Source organism: Gramella jeungdoensis (assembly GCF_023805255.1).
Classification (GTDB): Bacteria; Bacteroidota; Bacteroidia; order Flavobacteriales; family Flavobacteriaceae; genus Christiangramia; species Christiangramia jeungdoensis.
Genome location: NZ_JAMSCK010000003.1, coordinates 593,939 through 610,663 on the forward strand (window position 1 = coordinate 593,939; position 16,725 = coordinate 610,663).

General features: G+C 41.3%; 16 protein-coding genes and 1 tRNA gene. 6 read left to right on the top strand and 11 right to left on the bottom strand.

Annotated elements, in window-relative coordinates; translation table 11 throughout:
• The 3 genes from NE848_RS10420 to NE848_RS10430 form a co-directional block, all read right to left on the bottom strand.
• Complete coding sequence (locus tag NE848_RS10420; protein ID WP_252113214.1) at positions 1-900, bottom strand: DMT family transporter; 900 nt, start codon at positions 898-900, stop codon at positions 1-3.
• Positions 890-1,246, bottom strand: coding sequence for an arsenate reductase family protein (locus NE848_RS10425; RefSeq protein WP_252113216.1), 357 nt, complete (start codon positions 1,244-1,246; stop codon positions 890-892). Before NE848_RS10425 ends, NE848_RS10420 begins: the two co-directional genes overlap by 11 nt.
• Positions 1,247-1,319: 73 nt before the next feature.
• Entirely contained in the window at positions 1,320-2,111 is a 792-nt protein-coding gene (locus NE848_RS10430) for a DUF3298 and DUF4163 domain-containing protein (protein ID WP_252113218.1), read from the bottom strand.
• Positions 2,112-2,283: 172 nt separating this feature from the next.
• On the opposite strand from NE848_RS10430, the gene NE848_RS10435 reads away from it, so the two are divergent.
• From NE848_RS10435 to NE848_RS10445, 3 genes are all read left to right on the top strand, one after another.
• The gene (locus tag NE848_RS10435) at positions 2,284-3,426 is read left to right on the top strand and encodes a cystathionine gamma-synthase (protein WP_252113220.1); all 1,143 of its coding nucleotides are present in this window, start codon (positions 2,284-2,286) and stop codon (positions 3,424-3,426) included.
• Positions 3,427-3,491: 65 nt separating this feature from the next.
• Positions 3,492-5,633 carry a glycoside hydrolase family 97 protein gene (locus tag NE848_RS10440; RefSeq protein ID WP_252113222.1) on the top strand — a complete coding sequence of 714 codons (2,142 nt, stop codon included), beginning with the start codon at positions 3,492-3,494 and terminating at the stop codon, positions 5,631-5,633.
• 111 nt (positions 5,634-5,744) lie between these two features.
• The gene (locus NE848_RS10445) at positions 5,745-6,362 is read left to right on the top strand and encodes a hypothetical protein (RefSeq protein WP_252113224.1); all 618 of its coding nucleotides are present in this window, start codon (positions 5,745-5,747) and stop codon (positions 6,360-6,362) included.
• 1 nt (position 6,363) lies between these two features.
• Here the strand turns inward: NE848_RS10445 and NE848_RS10450 are convergent, their stop codons facing one another.
• Positions 6,364-7,590 (bottom strand): cysteine desulfurase-like protein, encoded by a 1,227-nt coding sequence (locus NE848_RS10450; protein ID WP_252113225.1) that lies wholly within the window; start codon positions 7,588-7,590, stop codon positions 6,364-6,366.
• Entirely contained in the window at positions 7,590-9,965 is a 2,376-nt protein-coding gene (locus NE848_RS10455) for a S9 family peptidase (RefSeq protein ID WP_252113227.1), read from the bottom strand. The genes NE848_RS10450 and NE848_RS10455 overlap by 1 nt, the downstream gene beginning before the upstream one ends.
• Positions 9,966-10,154: 189 nt before the next feature.
• Here NE848_RS10455 and NE848_RS10460 point away from each other — a divergent pair, with 189 nt between their 5' ends.
• Both NE848_RS10460 and NE848_RS10465 read left to right on the top strand, forming a co-directional pair.
• Positions 10,155-10,970 (top strand): DUF5602 domain-containing protein, encoded by an 816-nt coding sequence (locus NE848_RS10460; RefSeq protein ID WP_252113229.1) that lies wholly within the window; start codon positions 10,155-10,157, stop codon positions 10,968-10,970.
• 112 nt (positions 10,971-11,082) lie between these two features.
• Entirely contained in the window at positions 11,083-12,642 is a 1,560-nt protein-coding gene (locus NE848_RS10465; RefSeq protein ID WP_252113231.1) for a M20/M25/M40 family metallo-hydrolase, read from the top strand.
• 3 nt (positions 12,643-12,645) lie between these two features.
• Here the strand turns inward: NE848_RS10465 and NE848_RS10470 are convergent, their stop codons facing one another.
• From NE848_RS10470 to NE848_RS10490, 5 genes are all read right to left on the bottom strand, one after another.
• Positions 12,646-13,797, bottom strand: coding sequence for a DUF3095 family protein (locus tag NE848_RS10470; RefSeq protein ID WP_252113233.1), 1,152 nt, complete (start codon positions 13,795-13,797; stop codon positions 12,646-12,648).
• A gap of 57 nt (positions 13,798-13,854) precedes the next feature.
• Positions 13,855-14,211 carry a hypothetical protein gene (locus NE848_RS10475; RefSeq protein WP_252113249.1) on the bottom strand — a complete coding sequence of 119 codons (357 nt, stop codon included), beginning with the start codon at positions 14,209-14,211 and terminating at the stop codon, positions 13,855-13,857.
• Positions 14,212-14,244: 33 nt separating this feature from the next.
• The gene (locus NE848_RS10480) at positions 14,245-15,234 is read right to left on the bottom strand and encodes a DUF1028 domain-containing protein (RefSeq protein WP_252113251.1); all 990 of its coding nucleotides are present in this window, start codon (positions 15,232-15,234) and stop codon (positions 14,245-14,247) included.
• A 34-nt stretch (positions 15,235-15,268) separates the two neighbouring features.
• Complete coding sequence (locus NE848_RS10485; RefSeq protein ID WP_252113253.1) at positions 15,269-15,958, bottom strand: DUF2490 domain-containing protein; 690 nt, start codon at positions 15,956-15,958, stop codon at positions 15,269-15,271.
• Between the two features lie 63 nt (positions 15,959-16,021).
• Positions 16,022-16,324 carry a hypothetical protein gene (locus NE848_RS10490; protein WP_252113255.1) on the bottom strand — a complete coding sequence of 101 codons (303 nt, stop codon included), beginning with the start codon at positions 16,322-16,324 and terminating at the stop codon, positions 16,022-16,024.
• Positions 16,325-16,443: 119 nt separating this feature from the next.
• Between NE848_RS10490 and NE848_RS10495 the strand changes: the two genes are divergently transcribed.
• Positions 16,444-16,515, top strand: a tRNA-Arg gene (locus tag NE848_RS10495).
• Here the strand turns inward: NE848_RS10495 and NE848_RS17295 are convergent.
• Positions 16,485-16,616: a hypothetical protein gene (locus NE848_RS17295; protein WP_279344036.1), complete on the bottom strand. Its 132-nt coding sequence runs from the start codon at positions 16,614-16,616 to the stop codon at positions 16,485-16,487. The genes NE848_RS10495 and NE848_RS17295 overlap by 31 nt on opposite strands.
• Between the last annotated feature and the right edge of the window lie 109 nt (positions 16,617-16,725).

Below are 16,725 nucleotides of genomic sequence, written 5' to 3' on the forward strand. Positions count from 1 at the left end.
TTAATTTTCGATCTTGGTTTTCTTTGCACTTACCATATAAACCCCCACAAACACGAGTATAGCAGCGATGGCTTTTACCATTGTGAGCTGGTCTGCGCCAACGGCTATGGCAAAGGCAATTGCGATCAAGGGCTGAAGGTAGATAAACGCACTTATCGTCGCTGCTGAAAGCTGCTTTAAGGCATAAATATTCAGCAGATAGGTCATAAAGGTTGTTCCTACCACTACATAGGTCATTTTCCAGATGGCATCAAAAGGCAGTTCGGTCCACTCCACAGCCGCAAACTCACCTATGGTTACCGGCAGGTTGATGAAGATCGCGATAAAAAACAGCCATTTCATCAAAGTAATGGAACTGTATTTTTTGGTAAGTGGTTTTACCAGGATAAGATAGAGTCCGTAAGAGAAAGCGTTTACAATGAAGAGGATATTACCCACCGGTACATTTGGGGCGTTAATACTTTCTTCTTTGCTGAACAGAACCAGGACAAGAGCGCCGGCCATACCAATGATAATACCAAGTGTTTTTAAAAATGTGATCTTTTCATTGATTAAAAAAGATGCAAGGATCAGGACCATTACCGGTGATAATGTGATGATAACCGAACTGTTTATTGGTGTGGACAGGCTAAGTCCTTTAAAGAAAAAAAGCATATTGATCACCATCCCGAACACGGCACAACCAAATATTCTTGGCCAGTCCGAAGTAGCGATCTTTTCTTTTGGTGCAAAAAGGCTTATGATCCAGAACAATATGGCAGCGCCGGTCACCCTTAGCAGAATAAATCCGAAGGGTTCTATATAAGTGGGCATAAGGCCCTTTGCAAGGGTGTGATTTATGCCATAAATAGCACTGGCAGCAAATGCTGCGAGGATGGCAAGGATCCTCCTATTCTCCATGTATGGACTCTTTGGCAGCGGCTACTGTCTTTTTTGAATTCCCGATGAATATCTGGTCATTATTGATGATCACCGGGCGCTTCAGAAATGTATAGTGTTCAAGAATCAGGTTCTTATAGCTGCCCTCATCGAGATCCTCATTTTTAAGATTTCGTTCCTTATAAAGTCTTGCCCGCTTACTGAAAAGCGCTTCATAACTTCCAGCAAGTTCCTCCATCTCCTCCAGTTGCTCTTCAGTTATTGAATCCTCTTTTATATCCTGTAAAATAAAAGAAGAAGGGACATCAAGTTCTTTTAATATTCTTTTGCAGGTATCGCAGGTTGAAAGATGATATATTTTTTTCATTACGGAAGACTTTTGAATGCAAAGAACGGACATTTCAGGAAATAGACATTTTCTTTTAAAAAAAGCTTCACATTTAAGCCTGCTTATGGTCGCTACTGATTTTCAGATATTCTTTTATTTCATCTCTTGAATAGGTGAGCACATAATCTCCCGCGGCATATGGAGCGATCTCATAGGCATTGTAATGAAGTATAACTTTGTCTTCTGTAAGGCCAATGTTTTTGGGAAGATGGAACTTATCATCCTCGAATAACATCCCGGTGCTGTTGATATTACTATCTGAGGGGATATTCTGTTTTTTTCTAAAATCTTTTTCTACAAAAGCCAAGAACTTCTCTTTAAACAGATCTTCTTTTTTAAGAAGTTTTCCATTTTCCGGATCAAAATTCAGATAATCGGTACTTCTGTAGCCATGGGCTCCGCCCGTAAACATATCGGTATTGAATTGCAGGCAGATCACATTTTGATCATTGTAGATCACTTTGCCGTTTATGGTTGCTTCCCAGGGAAGGTCATATTCAGGAAATTCTTTGGCGGTTTCCTTATAATTATTGATGAAACTTTCGGCAAGTTCTTCAGGGCTTTCCATGCCTCCATCTTCCTGGTAGTCGATAGTATTTCGCAGAAAGTCATGAATATTTTCATTGATGTTTTTAACCTGATCTTTTCCATTTTCAGCGACAGGAAAACTCAGACTTATAAAAGTGCATTCACCTTCTTCAGGATGGCAGTCGTCCAGCCTTTTTTCTATGGTTTTTGAAGAAAAGGAGAGACTTTCTTCTTTTTTCTGTTGATTTTCTTTGGGTTCATCAGCACAGGAAACCATCAGCGAGATGATACTAATAGTAATAAGGAGTCTTTTCACAGCGAATACTTGTTAAATAACATGCTAAAGGTAAAGGCAATTTTGTGAATGCCCAACAGGCTCACTACATTTGTTTTTCAATTTTTCAGGATAATATCCCGAAAATATACACTTAATGATAGCCAAAAATTCAGTAAGAATATTTGAATGAGTAGGTGCTAATTTTTTACATATGAAATTTAATACCAAGACTATACATGGAGGTCAGGAAAATGCAGATCCGGCTTATGGTTCTGTAATGCCTCCCATCTATCAAACCAGTACATATTCACAAAGTACACCGGGTGGACATAAAGGCTTTGAATATTCCCGAAGTGGTAATCCCACCAGGGCCATGCTGGAAAAATCATTGGCCAGCATTGAAAATGGAAATTACGGACTTGCTTTTGGCTCTGGCCTTGCAGCAATAGATGCGGTAGTAAAACTCTTTAAGCCCGGAGATGAAATCATTTCTACCAATGACCTGTACGGAGGTTCTTACCGGCTTTTTACAAAGATCTTTGAAGGTCTTGGTATCAAATTCCATTTTATAGGAATGCAGGATGCTGGGAAAATCGAGGACTATATTAACCCAAATACAAAACTCATCTGGGTGGAAACTCCAACCAACCCAATGATGAATGTTATAGATATTGAGGCTGTTTCAAAAATCGCAAAAAAGCATGATCTTTTGCTGGCAGTAGATAACACCTTTGCGACCCCATATCTTCAGCAACCGCTTGATCTGGGAGCAGATATCGTGATGCATAGCGCGACTAAATATCTGGGCGGTCATAGTGATGTGGTAATGGGTGGCCTGGTTGTGAAAGATGAAAAACTGGCCGAGAAGCTCTATTTCATTCAGAATGCGAGTGGAGGAGTTTGCGGACCGCAGGATAGCTTTCTTGTTTTAAGAGGTATAAAAACATTGCATCTAAGAATGCAGCGCCATTGTGAGAACGGTGAAGCTGTGGCAAAATTCCTGAGATCTCATCCAAAAGTAGATAAGGTCTACTGGCCGGGATTTGAAGACCATCCCAACCATGATATCGCTAAAAAGCAAATGAAAGGTTTTGGAGGAATGATCTCTTTTACCACAAAAGAAAATACACTAAAGAGCGCTACCCAGATCGTAGAAAAACTGGAAGTCTTTACTCTGGCTGAATCTCTTGGTGGTGTGGAATCCCTTGCCGGCCATCCCGCAACCATGACTCATGCGTCTATTCCTGCCGAAGAAAGGGCGAAGACCGGGGTGGTAGACTCACTTATAAGGCTTAGCGTGGGGATAGAAGACGAAGAAGACCTGCTTGCCGACCTTAAACATGCTATAGGATAAGCTATCAAAGATTTAAATAATTTCATAGCCTGGACTAACCGGGTTATTCTTTTAAAAAATACACTATGAAAAAACTTTTATTGCTTTCACTTATCTGGGTGTTGGCACTTAATCATGCTGTAGCTCAGAAACTGGAATCCCCTGATGGAAATTTAAAAATGAATTTTTCACTGCAGGAAGACGGAACACCTGTTTATACTCTTGAGTATAAGGATAAAGCTGTAATTGAACCCAGTAAACTGGGATTAGACCTTAAAAAAGAGGAAGATCTTCTGGCAGGTTTTAGTATAGCGAATACCGAAGAATCCTCTTATGATGAAACATGGAAACCTGTTTGGGGAGAGGTAAGTGAAATAAGGAATCATTACAACGAACTGGAAGTAGAATTGGTTCAGGATGAAACGGGTAGAAAAATGCTCCTTCGTTTTCGTCTTTTTAACGACGGACTCGGTTTCAGGTATGAATTCCCAACACAGGAAAACCTGGGTCATTTTGTAGTTAAAGACGAAAGAAGTGAGTTTGCCATGACAGGAGACCATAACGCTTTCTGGATTCCGGGAGATTATGACACTCAGGAATATGATTATATAGAATCAAAACTTTCCGAAATAAGAGGTCTCATGGAAAAGTCCATTACGGCCAATTTATCCCAGACCTCCTTTTCACCAACCGGGGTGCAGACTTCGTTAATGATGAAAACCGATGATGGACTTTATATCAACCTTCATGAAGCAGCATTGATAGATTATTCTACAATGCACCTTGATTTCGATGATGAGAACATGGTATTTACATCCTGGCTTACACCGGATGCTAATGGGGATAAGGCATTTATGATCACTCCGGCCAAAACTCCCTGGAGAACCATTATGGTAAGTGACGATGCCCGCGATATTCTGGCTTCAAAAATGACCTATAATCTGAATGAGCCATCCAAAATAGATGATACCTCCTGGATAGAACCAATGAAATATATTGGTGTTTGGTGGGAGATGATCACTGGTAAAAGCTCATGGCACTATACCAATGAGTATAAGGCCGTGAAATTAGGTGAAACCGATTTTGAAGCTGCCGAACCTAATGACACTCATGCTGCGAATACTGAGCATGTAAAGGAATATATCGATTTTGCTGCTGAACATGGGTTTGATGGGGTGCTGGTAGAAGGCTGGAATGTAGGCTGGGAAGACTGGTTTGGTCATTCAAAGGATTATGTTTTTGATTTCGTAACTCCTTATCCAGATTTTGATGTGAAGGAGATTCAGGAGTATGCCGAAAGCAAGGGCGTGGAGATGATCATGCACCATGAGACCTCTTCTTCGGTAAGAAACTATGAGCGCCATCTTGACACTGCCTATCAGTTCATGAAAAAATATGGATACGATGCTGTGAAAAGCGGTTATGTTGGAGACATACTTCCTCGGGGAGAAAATCATTACAATCAGTGGATGGTAGACCATTATCTGTATGCCATTAAAAAGGCGGCAGATTATAAGATTATGGTAAATGCCCACGAAGCCGTTCGTCCAACTGGAGTAGCCAGAACCTGGCCAAACCTTATCGCCAACGAGTCGGCTCGTGGAACTGAATACCAGGCCTTTGGTGGTTCAAAACCTAATCATGTTACAGTGCTGCCGTTCACCAGGCTTATCGGAGGGCCTATGGATTATACGCCCGGGATCTTCGAGATGGATATCAGCAAACTGAATCCTGACAATGATTCTCATCTGAACAGTACTTTGGCAAATCAGCTTGCTCTTTATGTAACAATGTACAGCCCTCTACAAATGGCTGCCGATCTTCCGGAGAATTATATGAAATTCCCTGATGCCTTTCAGTTTATCAAGGATGTTGCGGTAGACTGGGAGGAAAGTATCTACCTGGAGGCAGAACCCGGAGATTATATCACGGTTGCAAGAAAAGAAAAAGACGGGAATGATTGGTTTGTTGGAAATGTGAATGGTAATGAAGCAAGAACTTCAAATTTCAAATTCGACTTCCTGGATAAGGATAAAACCTATATTGCTACGATATATTCTGATGCGCCCGATGCTCATTATAAGACCAATCCACAGGCCTACGAGATCAAAAAGTTTAGGGTTAATAGTAAATCTAAACTTTCGCAGAAATCGGCTCCCGGTGGAGGATATGCAATCAGCATTATGGAAGCCGATAAGAGCGAAGCCAGGAAATTGAAAAGACTATAACATTATAAACGCCTGGCCTGTAAAGGTTAAGGTCTTGGCAGGTTCAGGCTTATTTTTTAAATTGGATCTAGGAAGAGCCTGAGTTCTTCAGGCTAAACTAATATTTAGCTTATGGGTAAGGGGTTGATTTGTTGCCTTATTTTCCTTTTCTCTATCAATACTTATTGCCAGCAATGGAGGGAGATCAGAGAGTTTGAAGTGGGCCCGATGCTTAATTATCATCACACATCTTTATATGTGGCAAATGATATTTTCTATGATGATAAAGACGGTTATTCTAACTCCGGTTTCGAGCCTAACTATGGTTTGGGGATCTACGGCATCTATTATTTAAAGCCTAAAATAGGTATTGGTGCTGAACTTTTCTATGACCGAACCACATCTTCCGAACTGGAGGACGATAATCATTATAATTCGCTTACTTTGTTGCCTTATGTGAATTATGACCCGTTCAGGCGGGTTAGGAATCTTTATTTTGGAGCGGGAATAGGTGTTTCCTTTATTCAGGAAGCTCCGGAGTATGGATCAGTGGTGAAAGAAGAAGATATCAGGGTGATAACCGTGCCGGTAAAACTATCTGCTTCCTATAGAATAAGGAACCAGGTAACATTTGAATTAGGGATTTACGCTGAAATTATGGAGGTTGTTATGGATCAGGTTCGCCGAAATGCCCTTTTCTTTGGTATGAAGGTTCCTCTAAACCGTGTTTTTGGAGGCTACCGCTATTAAACTAAAAGATCTCCTTAAAGATTTTGATGAGTTTTCTTACCTCCCTTGGAGTATTATAATGCACCAGACTTACCCTCACCACGCCGTTCCTGTCTTCCAGATTCAGTGATTGTATCAGTTTTTTTGCATAAAAATCACCGAATCTAATTCCTATTCTGTGTTCATCAACCTTTTCAACAATCTCATTGCTCTTAAGCCTGGAATGCACAAATGAAATAGTGGGTACTCGCCTTGTGGCTTCCGCTTCAGAGATTCCTATTATCTTTACTTCAGGAATTTCATTCAGGTACTCTAAGAGAATAGAAGCCAGCTTTTCCTCATGGGCCGCAATTAGACCGAATGTCTTTGTAAGCCTTGCCTGAAAATCTTCATCCTTTTTCCGGTTAAAATGACGCCTGTAAATCTCATTGTAATATTCGATGATCCCGAGCGTACTATAAGTAAGCTCAAAATTAAAATTCCCGGGTTGTAACTTATAAGGCACTTCTTTCTTTCCGATAAAATAATGGTTAAGGCTATCCAGCTTCAGCAATTCATCATACTTGCCATACATTACAGCCAGATGAGGGCCATAGGTCTTATACCAGCTAAAGGTGTAAAAGTCGGCATCCAGTTCTCTAACATCCACTTTCCGATGTGGAGCGTAGGCCACACCGTCAACGCATATAAGTGCCCCTGCCTTGTGAACCTCTTTCGCTATCTCTTTTATAGGGTTGATAGTTCCCAGCACATTGGAAGCGTGAGTGACAGCTACCAGCTTTGTGCGATCGTTCATTAGTTCTTTGAGATCGTTGATCTCCAACTCCAGAGTGTCTGGGTTCACCTTCCATATCCTGACTTTAATCCCTTTTTCTTCCAGGTCCATCCAGGGAGATACATTGGCTTCATGATCGGTATCGGTAACGATCACTTCATCACCTTTTTTCCATTGTCTACTGATACTTAAGCTTAGTATCCTTAGCAGCATGGTAGTGGAAGAACCTATAACGACCTCTTCGGTCTGGTTTGCATTTATGAGTTCTGCAATTCTTGAAGTGGCATATTTGAGTTTTTCCCCGGCTTCTCTGGAGACCTTATAGGAAGCACCCAGTTGTACATTATGATGAACCAGGTAACCGCCTATTCTTTCTATTACTTTCCCTAATACCTGTGATCCACCGGCATTATCCATAAAGATGAAGTCTCTTTTAAGAGCAGGAAACTGTTCTCTTACAAATTCTATATCCATTATTGCCCCAATAAACTTTCATTAAATAATTCCAGGATCCTGCGATATTCATCAGTCCAGCTGCTTGGTTCTACGAATCCGTGATCCTCCACAGGATACACGGCCATTTCCCAGTCTTCTTTACCAAGCTCGATAAGTCGCTGTGCGAGCCTTACCACATCCTGAAAATGAACATTGGTGTCTACCATCCCGTGAGCGATCAATAGATCTCCTTCCAGGCCTTCAGCAAAATAGATCGGGGAAGACCTGCGGTAAGCGATAGGATCTTTAGAAGGTTCGTTCAGAATATTTGAAGTATACCCATGATTATAATGCGCCCAGTCGGTCACCGATCTTAAAGCTGCTCCAGCTTCAAAAGTATCGGCCTCGGTGAACATGGCCATCAGGGTGATAAAACCTCCATAACTTCCGCCATAGATTCCCACTTTTTCAGGGTCTATATTATGATTTTCAATAAGGTATTTAACCCCGTCTACCTGGTCGGTCAGGTCTTTTCCGCCCATATGCCTGTAGATCCCGGTTCTCCAGTCCCTGCCGTAGCCGGCACTTCCACGGTAATCTATATCGATAACGGTATACCCCAGATCGGTAAGCAGGTTGTGGAACATATATTCCCTGAAGTAATTAGACCACCACTTATGAGCATTCTGAAGATATCCCGCCCCATGGACAAAAACAACAGCGGCATCATTCTTTTTATTTTCTTCAGGAATAAATAATCTTGCCGGAACCATTGCACCATCGCGGGCTTCAAATTGAATGAGTTCAGGTTCGCGCCAGCCGTAAGATGCAAATTCTTCAGACTGTCCCTTTGTTAACTGCTGAGGTTCAGAACCTACCCGGTTTTCTTTTAGAAATAACTCCCACGGTCTGTTCATATAAGAATGAGAAATGGCCAGGTATTTCTCATCGGGTGAAAGCTGCACCTGATTATTACCTGTCATGCTGGTGAGCTGTTCCGTCTTCCCACCCATCAAAGGCATCTTGTAGAAATGTCTTTCCCCAGGATGTACCTTTGACGAGGTAAAATACCAGTGTTTTTTGTCATTGGAAATGAACGGATCAAAAACCTCATACTCGCCTGGAGTAAGGTCTTTTTTATTACCGGTTTCAACATTCAGAATATAAAGATGCGAATATCCTGATTCCTCGTTTTGAAAATAGATATGCTTATTATCTGGCAACCACCCTAAAGTTTCATAACCATAATAAGTATAACCGATCCCGGGCCCTGCCAGCCAGGCTTCATCACGCTGGCGTTCAATTGATGTAAGACTTCCCTTATCCAGGTCGATAAGAGCGATCCAGCGATCCTTATTATCGGTAGACCTTAAATTAACCACGGCTTTTTCACCATTATCCGAAAAATGGATCTTTGAAGGTATAACTTCGCGAGGTTCAGATTTCCAGTCTTTACCGGGATAATCTTTCGTATAGTCAGGGAGATCTTTGATTCCGGGAAGTTCTGAAGTGTCGATTATAAATACCGTATCCTTTTCCAGATCGTAAAGGGCAAGTTCTGCGGTATAATCCATATCTCCAACCTTGCTTCGGGCCGGAAGGTTCACCGTATATCCACTTTTATCTACATAATTTGGCACATCGGTGCGTTTGCCACGTTCGCGTTTAATAAGACTGAAGCCGGCATATTTTGCGTTAGGAGAGACTTCCAGATTGCTAAGCTCACGTTCTTTCAGATAAAAGATGAAATCTTCGTCTTTATTTATCGATTCACGATACTCCTTCGAGCTTTCCTTTTCTTCTTCTCTTTGGTTAACCACCTCCAGCAGTTCCAGATTTTCCTGTTGTATCCAGTCATCCTTATCAGAAAGTTTTTTATCCTTCTTCTCAGAACCAGATCCCGATTTTATATGAGTAAGTTGTTTAAGGCTTCCATTTTCAAAATTATAGAGAAAAGCGTTGTCTTCAGCTTCAAAGGCTATCTGGTCTTCATTCATCATAAATACCGGGTCATCTATAGAAAATGGAAGGTCCAATAGTTCTCGTTTTTTTCTTGAGCGCATGTCATAGATAAAAAGATTTCCATTTATAGTGAAAACCTTCCTGGTTCTGGCATCGTTAAAGTCACCACGGCGGGGAATAAGTTCCTGCTCCTGTGAAGCCGTAACCTTAATGATCTTTTGCGGTTCGTTGATATTGATCCTGTATAGGGAATCGGCGGGATTCTTATCCGGATTATAATCAAAGTAAATATTCTCGCTGTGTATTCCCCAGTATGGCGAACTGGGAAAGTTACCCATCCATGCAGGATCCTGCATTATTTTTTCAACACTTAGTTCTGAAGTCTGGGCATTTATTGTAAGGTGTAGTATGCTTAAAAAGAAGGATAAGCATAAAAATGTTTTGAAATTCATGTAGGCTTAAAATTGAAATTTTTCGTGTTAAATATCAGCCGTTATATGGCATGTGACAAGATAGTTAAATTTTGACTCTTCATTATCTGTTTAAAAGTATGACAGGTAAAATTATTAATGCCTGAAAATCAGAATATAAGAGTTTAATTTGTACTTTTAAGCTTATTTTAAAACTAAACTAGCGTCATTATGAAAAAATTCAATTTTCAGTTGTCGCTCCAAATCGTTCTTTGCTCTTTATTTCTTTTCGCGTTTAATGCATGCCAACCTGAAGACCCTATGGTCCAGGGAGAAGAAATTATCCAATCCGATCTTAAGGCAAATCAAAGTGATCCGTCAGAAAAAGTCAATGATTTTTACGGACCAACACAGCCTATGGGAAATGGAATTGTTAGAAGTGTGGTTTCCATCAATCATGACGGGGAGCCCGTTGCTGTAGGAGTAGTTTTTACTGAAAAAGCTCTTGAAAACCTTCCTGATGAAGAACTTAATTTGACCTTGCAATTGCACAGTAAGGCAGAAGGCTTGATTGTGGATCATGTTGATTTTGGATACAACCCCCATGGTCATGAAGGACCTGGATTCGCTGTGGAACATTTTGACATGCATTTTTACTGGATTTCTGAGGAGGAAAAGCTAAGTATTCCATTTGCTATCGGTATGGATGATCTTCCCGATGCGAGTATATGGCCGGAAGGATATGGTCCCGATGTGGTAACCGTTCCACAAATGGGCAGGCACTGGCTGCATGAATCATCATTTTCTTCAACCTTTGATCAAACATTTATTTATGGCTCTTACGATTCAGAATTCATCTTTTATGAACCTATGATTACGATGGAATATCTTAAGGCTAAAAATTTTGAGGATTCGTACGGAATCATACCATTAGGTGCTTATGCCGAGCCGGCTTACTATGCCAACTCATACGAGATAAATTATGATTCGGTTAAAAAGCAATACAGGGTTATGCTTGCTGATCTATTCTGGGCAGGAGGGTCATAGAAAAAAGCAAGTATGAATATTCTACAAGGCCATCCAAATTGGATGGCTTTTTTCGTATGATTTACTCCGATCAAAAAAAGCTATCTTAGGGCTTTCTTAAATTTTTTTATTCATGATCAAAAAATCACTTACGGCAGTTTTAGTTCTGTTTCTTAGTGTTTCTGCAAGCCCGGTATTGGCTCAGCAGGAAATAATCGAAAAAATTGTAAAGGAAGCTGAAAACAATTCTCAGCTTGAAATACTCGCTCATGAGTTACTGGATGTTGTGGGACCCCGACTGGTGGGAACTCCGCAGATGGCCAATGCTCATAACTGGGCAATTCAAAAATATGAAGGCTGGGGTATTCCCGCCCGAAAGGAAGAGTGGGGAAAATGGAAGGGCTGGAAAAGAGGCATTACCCATGTTGACCTTATCTCGCCAAGAATTCAGAGTCTGGAGGCAAGACAGCTGGCATGGAGTCCATCCACAGGGAAAAAAGGAGTGACTGCTGAAGTGATTATTTTGCCAGAGGCTGAAGATTCGATTGGCTTTGCGAATAAAATAAAGTCAGTTAAAGGGAAGTTCGTGATGATATCCATGCCCCAGCCAACGGGAAGACCTGATGATAACTGGGAAGAGTGGGCCACACCTGAATCTTTTGAAAAGATGAAAAGGGAACGTGACTCTCTGGATAAATTATGGGATGCACGATTGGAAAGAACAGGCTATGGGCGACGGGAATTACCTAAAGCTCTGGAAGAAGCTGGTGCGGAAGGGATAATAACCTCCTACTGGTCCAGAGGCTTTGGAGTGAATAAAGTTTTTTCGGCCTATACCGAGGAGATCCCAACCATTGATATTTCGCTTGAAGATTATGGTTTGTTATATCGACTTGCCAAATACGGCAATAAACCGGAAATTAAAGTAGTGTCAGAATCAACAGAGGGGGGAGAAGTCCCAACCTTTAATACTATTGCAGAAATCAAGGGAACCGAAAAACCGGACGAATATGTGATCCTTTCAGCTCATTTTGATAGCTGGGATGGGGCTACCGGGGCTACCGACAACGGCACAGGTACCCTGGTGATGATGGAAGCAATGAGAATACTCAAGAAGATTTATCCAAACCCTAAAAGGACCATTCTGGTAGGTCACTGGGGAAGCGAGGAACAGGGACTAAACGGTTCAAGGGCTTTTGTTAAGGATCATCCGGAGATTGTTGAAAATGTGCAGGCATTGTTCAACCAGGATAATGGTACAGGAAGAGTGGTGAATATTTCAGGGAACGGTTTTCTGCATGCTTACGATTATCTTGGCCGATGGCTTTATGAAGTTCCCGAGAAGGTTACCTCACATATTGAAACCAATTTCCCGGGAACCCCGGGAAGAGGAGGTTCAGATTATGCCTCTTTCGTTGCCGCAGGTGCTCCTGCCTTTAACCTGAGTTCATTAAGCTGGGATTACTGGAATTACACCTGGCATACCAACAGGGATACTTATGATAAGATTGTTTTTGATGATGTGCGTAATAATGTGATCCTAACAGCTGTGCTGGCATATATGGCGAGCGAAGATCCTGAAAGGACTTCAAGAGAGAAAATAAATCTTCCGGTTAGCAGAAGAACAGGGGAGCAGATGACCTGGCCAGAGCCCAGGGATGCTGAAAGAAGGGGAATGCTCGAGGAAAAGTAAAGATCAGGCAAGCTTTGCTTTGAGATTCCTGGCTGCGCTGGTGTATCCACCGTTGCCTCCATCTACGAAATGTATATGATCGTTTGTCTGAAGGTCCCAGACATAACAGGACAGGATGCTCTGGCGGCTAACATGATATCCGTATTTTATTTTTGAGGCACTTTCCAGGTGGTCAAGATATTCCAACAAGGATTTTCGCTGACTGGAAGTGCCTGTTATTACAGTATTTATACGACCATCAATGGTAAGATTGTCGGTTAGTTCCACCAGTTTTTGTATGTAATTCCTTCCTGCCTGTGTTTTCTTGAGGTAGATCTCACCGAAGCGACCCATCAGCCAGTTCCTGATAAGATAAGAGGGGTCCGATTTTCCCAGTTTTGCCTTCATTTCGGCACGTATCTGTCTAAGGCTGGCTTTCAATTTTAATTTTGCGGCTGTGATAGGTTTTCTTTGCAGCGGGCTGCCATATATCTTATCAATTTTCTTCAGAACCTTGGAGTAGACGATGCTTGGTTCTTCATTTCCGCATCCGTCAATGATCAAACTTATAACTTCCTGATCATTTCTTGGAGGCTCTATCCTGTCCCATTTACATTCCATTCCCGAGAGGTCCAGTTCTACACTGTCTAAATTAAGGCTCTGTGCGCTCTCATTTCCCTTGATCTGTTGCTCTGCGAACTGTAAGCCTTTCCCCAGCACCAGGGGTATATTCAACAGACTGGTGATTTGTGTTCTGGCTAATTTCAACTCCAGGTTGTGATTATAAACCTCGCTTACCGGAACATTACCTACCCTGAGATCAAGACCAAAATTATCGGAACTATTGGTTTTATGCTTTGATAGCACAGTCAAAGACTTTTCAAGTAAGTCTTCCGGGATAATTAAAACAGAACCATCGCCTCCAAAGAAGAAAGGAACCCGAACGTTGGATTTGAATGCCTGGTTTAGTACAGCAATTACACTTCCGGTGGCAACCAGATTTACTTCATGATGATGTCCTTTTTGGATAGCACTGGTTGAATCGCGTATATCCGAAACCAGAATATGCCAGTTCTGAGGCACTTCATTGAACAAAGCCTTTTTAGCTACCAGTTTGCTTACCGGTAATTTATGGACTAATAGATTAGAATAGAAATCATTGTTGCTGGCTGACATAAATCACTGGTTGTAGACTCGATTAATTATTAGAACTTGTCCACCAAGCTAAAAAAATTAAAGTTCGGCACCTACAGGTTTGGAGCAGTCATGTCCCGGTTCACCATGCGGAGGATTGAGCTTTGGAGTTGCACTGTTTAGCCTCACAGGAGAAGTAGTCATATCCTGCTGTGTGGTTGAAGCGCTGGCTTTATCTAAAGGAGCCCCAACAGGCAGGTCACAGCGGTGGCCTTCTTCTCCATGAGCAGGATTATACTTCAGGTCTGAAGTCTTGGCCATGTTCTCTTTCATCTCTTCGGCTGATGCTGTAGTGGTTTCTTCAACTCCTGCCTTTTTCTCTTCCTCTTTACATGAGTAAATAAACACGGATATAACACTAAGGACAATGATTGATAATTTTTTCAGATTTTTCATAACGGGTAATTTGCTGATATAAAGATATTTAATTTATTCGATAATTCTCAGTAGCTCTTCTTCAGAAATTGTTAGGATACCCGATTTAGGAAGCCTCCTCAACATTTCTTTCCAGTTAGCGTCTTCTTCAAAGACATGGTCAAAGATAGGTTTTGCCTCTTCTATTCTGCCGCTATTAGCAAGAGCCACTGCCTTCCAGAATTTCATTTCAAGATTTTCAGGAAACATTTTTTCTGCTGCTCCGTATTCCTTCAGCGCCTTGTCCATATTGCCGGCTTCAACGGCCAGATCACCCTTGTTCATATGCTCATAGGCTCTGGCTACCTTTAGCAGTCGTCCCAGTTCCCGGATCGGGTTTTTATGATCGTCTACCCTTAGGTCGATCTTTTTATCTTCCCAGCTTTTATTGGTCTTTTCGGGACCTACTACAATTAGCGCAGCTGACTGTTTTCCCCGGATATCACCTCCGGCTTTCTGAGCAGCCTTGAGTACTTCCATCACTCTTTCAGCAAGAGGATAATCTGAATATCTCATAAAGGCTTCAGCCATGGCAGGAACCACCTTATCATTCAGCATCATATTTGCCTGAACAGAGAAGTTCTTTCCGGTGAGATCTTCTGCAGCTTCCACGCAATTATTACCGGTAAAGGCTGAAACACTGCCATGAGCGTCCAGGAAAGCAACCTGCCTGTAATCCCTTCCCTCGTCTTCTTCTACCATCTGTGTGAGTGCCTGTTCGGCCGATAATCCATTAGCCATGAGTTCCAGTCCCTGAGGTCCGTAGGCCGGATTAACAAACGACTGTGTAGCCACTACGCCAACACCGGATTTTCCCCAAGGCACTAGCGAGCCCACCGAAAACCAGTGGCTTTGTACAGCAACAGCCATTTCCCCTGTGACTGTATCTCTTGCCACTATGGAATAAGTATGTGCAAAGGCATCTTTTTCAACCCCAATATTCTGAGCTTGTATCGAGGTGAAACTTATAAGTAACAGGCAAAAGAGAAAGTAAAGCTTTTTCATAGTTTTTTCAGATTTGCCTAAAGATACTAAAAGCCTAGAAGCTATGATGAAGACTCAGCTGAATTTGACCTTTGCTGATACTATTTGAGGTTTGTTCCATAAATCCAGCCTGGACTTTTAGGTTGTCTTTTATTGAATATCCCAGGGCACCATATAGACGGTTGCGATCAAAAATCTCTACACGTCTTCCATCGCCTATATCTTTTTGGCCATTGATGAACACTTCGTTATAGAATGCCAGATATATGGAGTTTTTATCCAGATTGGGCTGATTTAGTGGGATATTTAGAAATAGATTATACCGATATCTAGTTCTGAAATCCTGATCTTCCACCCATCGCTGCTCATACCTGAATCTGTGTTTTAAATAAATTCTGTTTGAAATTTTATGAGGGAGCAAGGCTTCCTGATAAATTCGGCTCTCTGATGAGGTGTCGTTAGAGTCACCGAATTCACCGGAAGTTATATTTCCATAACCCAGGGTAAGCTTAAGGTTGGAATTTGGGCTGTAGGTTACTCCTGCCCTAAGGAGAAGTTGTTCCAGGTCCCCCATGACGTCCCAGTTACGATATTGTACATCACCCTGAAGCCCGAATTTTGATTCTCCAAAATCGGTATTCCAAAAATACATATACCATCCACCCAACTTGTCCTCATCAACCTGAGCCTGGGAATTAAAACAAATAAATAACGAAAATAGTAGTAGTGTAAATAATTTTTTCAAAACCTGAATTTTTTTGGTAAATATAATTCCGCCCAAACTCAGGCACAAGTTTCAAAAAAGATACTATTGATTTTTAACTTTTGTAACATTTAGATAAACCGGACCTCCATCAACAGGATAACCCTCAATTTTTGTGGCGGTTATGGTAACTTTTTGTCCTTCATACTGGCTCAGGTCTACTGCCTCACTTTTAAGCGCATAAAATTCATCTCCAGTTTCCAGGGTATGAGTACCGTACTGGTAACTGGTAATTCCGGTGGGTTGAATAGTACCCGAATATTGCTGACCTTCATCGGTATTTCCAGACCCGCAGCTGGTATTGAATAAAATAAGAATTCCTATTGCTAAGCTTGAAAATAACTTCATAAAGAATATTTTATGGATTGCTCTAAGTTAAGCTTTGTAATCTATAAGTAAAAATCTAAGATTTATACTTATGGTCTTTTATTTTCTTACCGAAACCTATTATTTTTGTGAGCCTGAATGGCCTCATAGTTCAATGGATAGAATAGAAGTTTCCTAAACTTTAGATCCAGGTTCGATTCCTGGTGAGGCTACTTTTGACCAAACCCTGAAGTTCGATATCTTCAGGGTTTGGTTTTATATGGTTGTTGCCTTTTGATGGATTTGCCCGGTCAATTATAAAACCTCTTCGCATTATCTCTCGTATATTTTCTTGAGACGAACACATTTATTACTTTAAAGGTTTAATGTCCAAAGGCTGGTATTAATAAGGATAAAAAATAGAGTTTCATTGTAATCTTAAA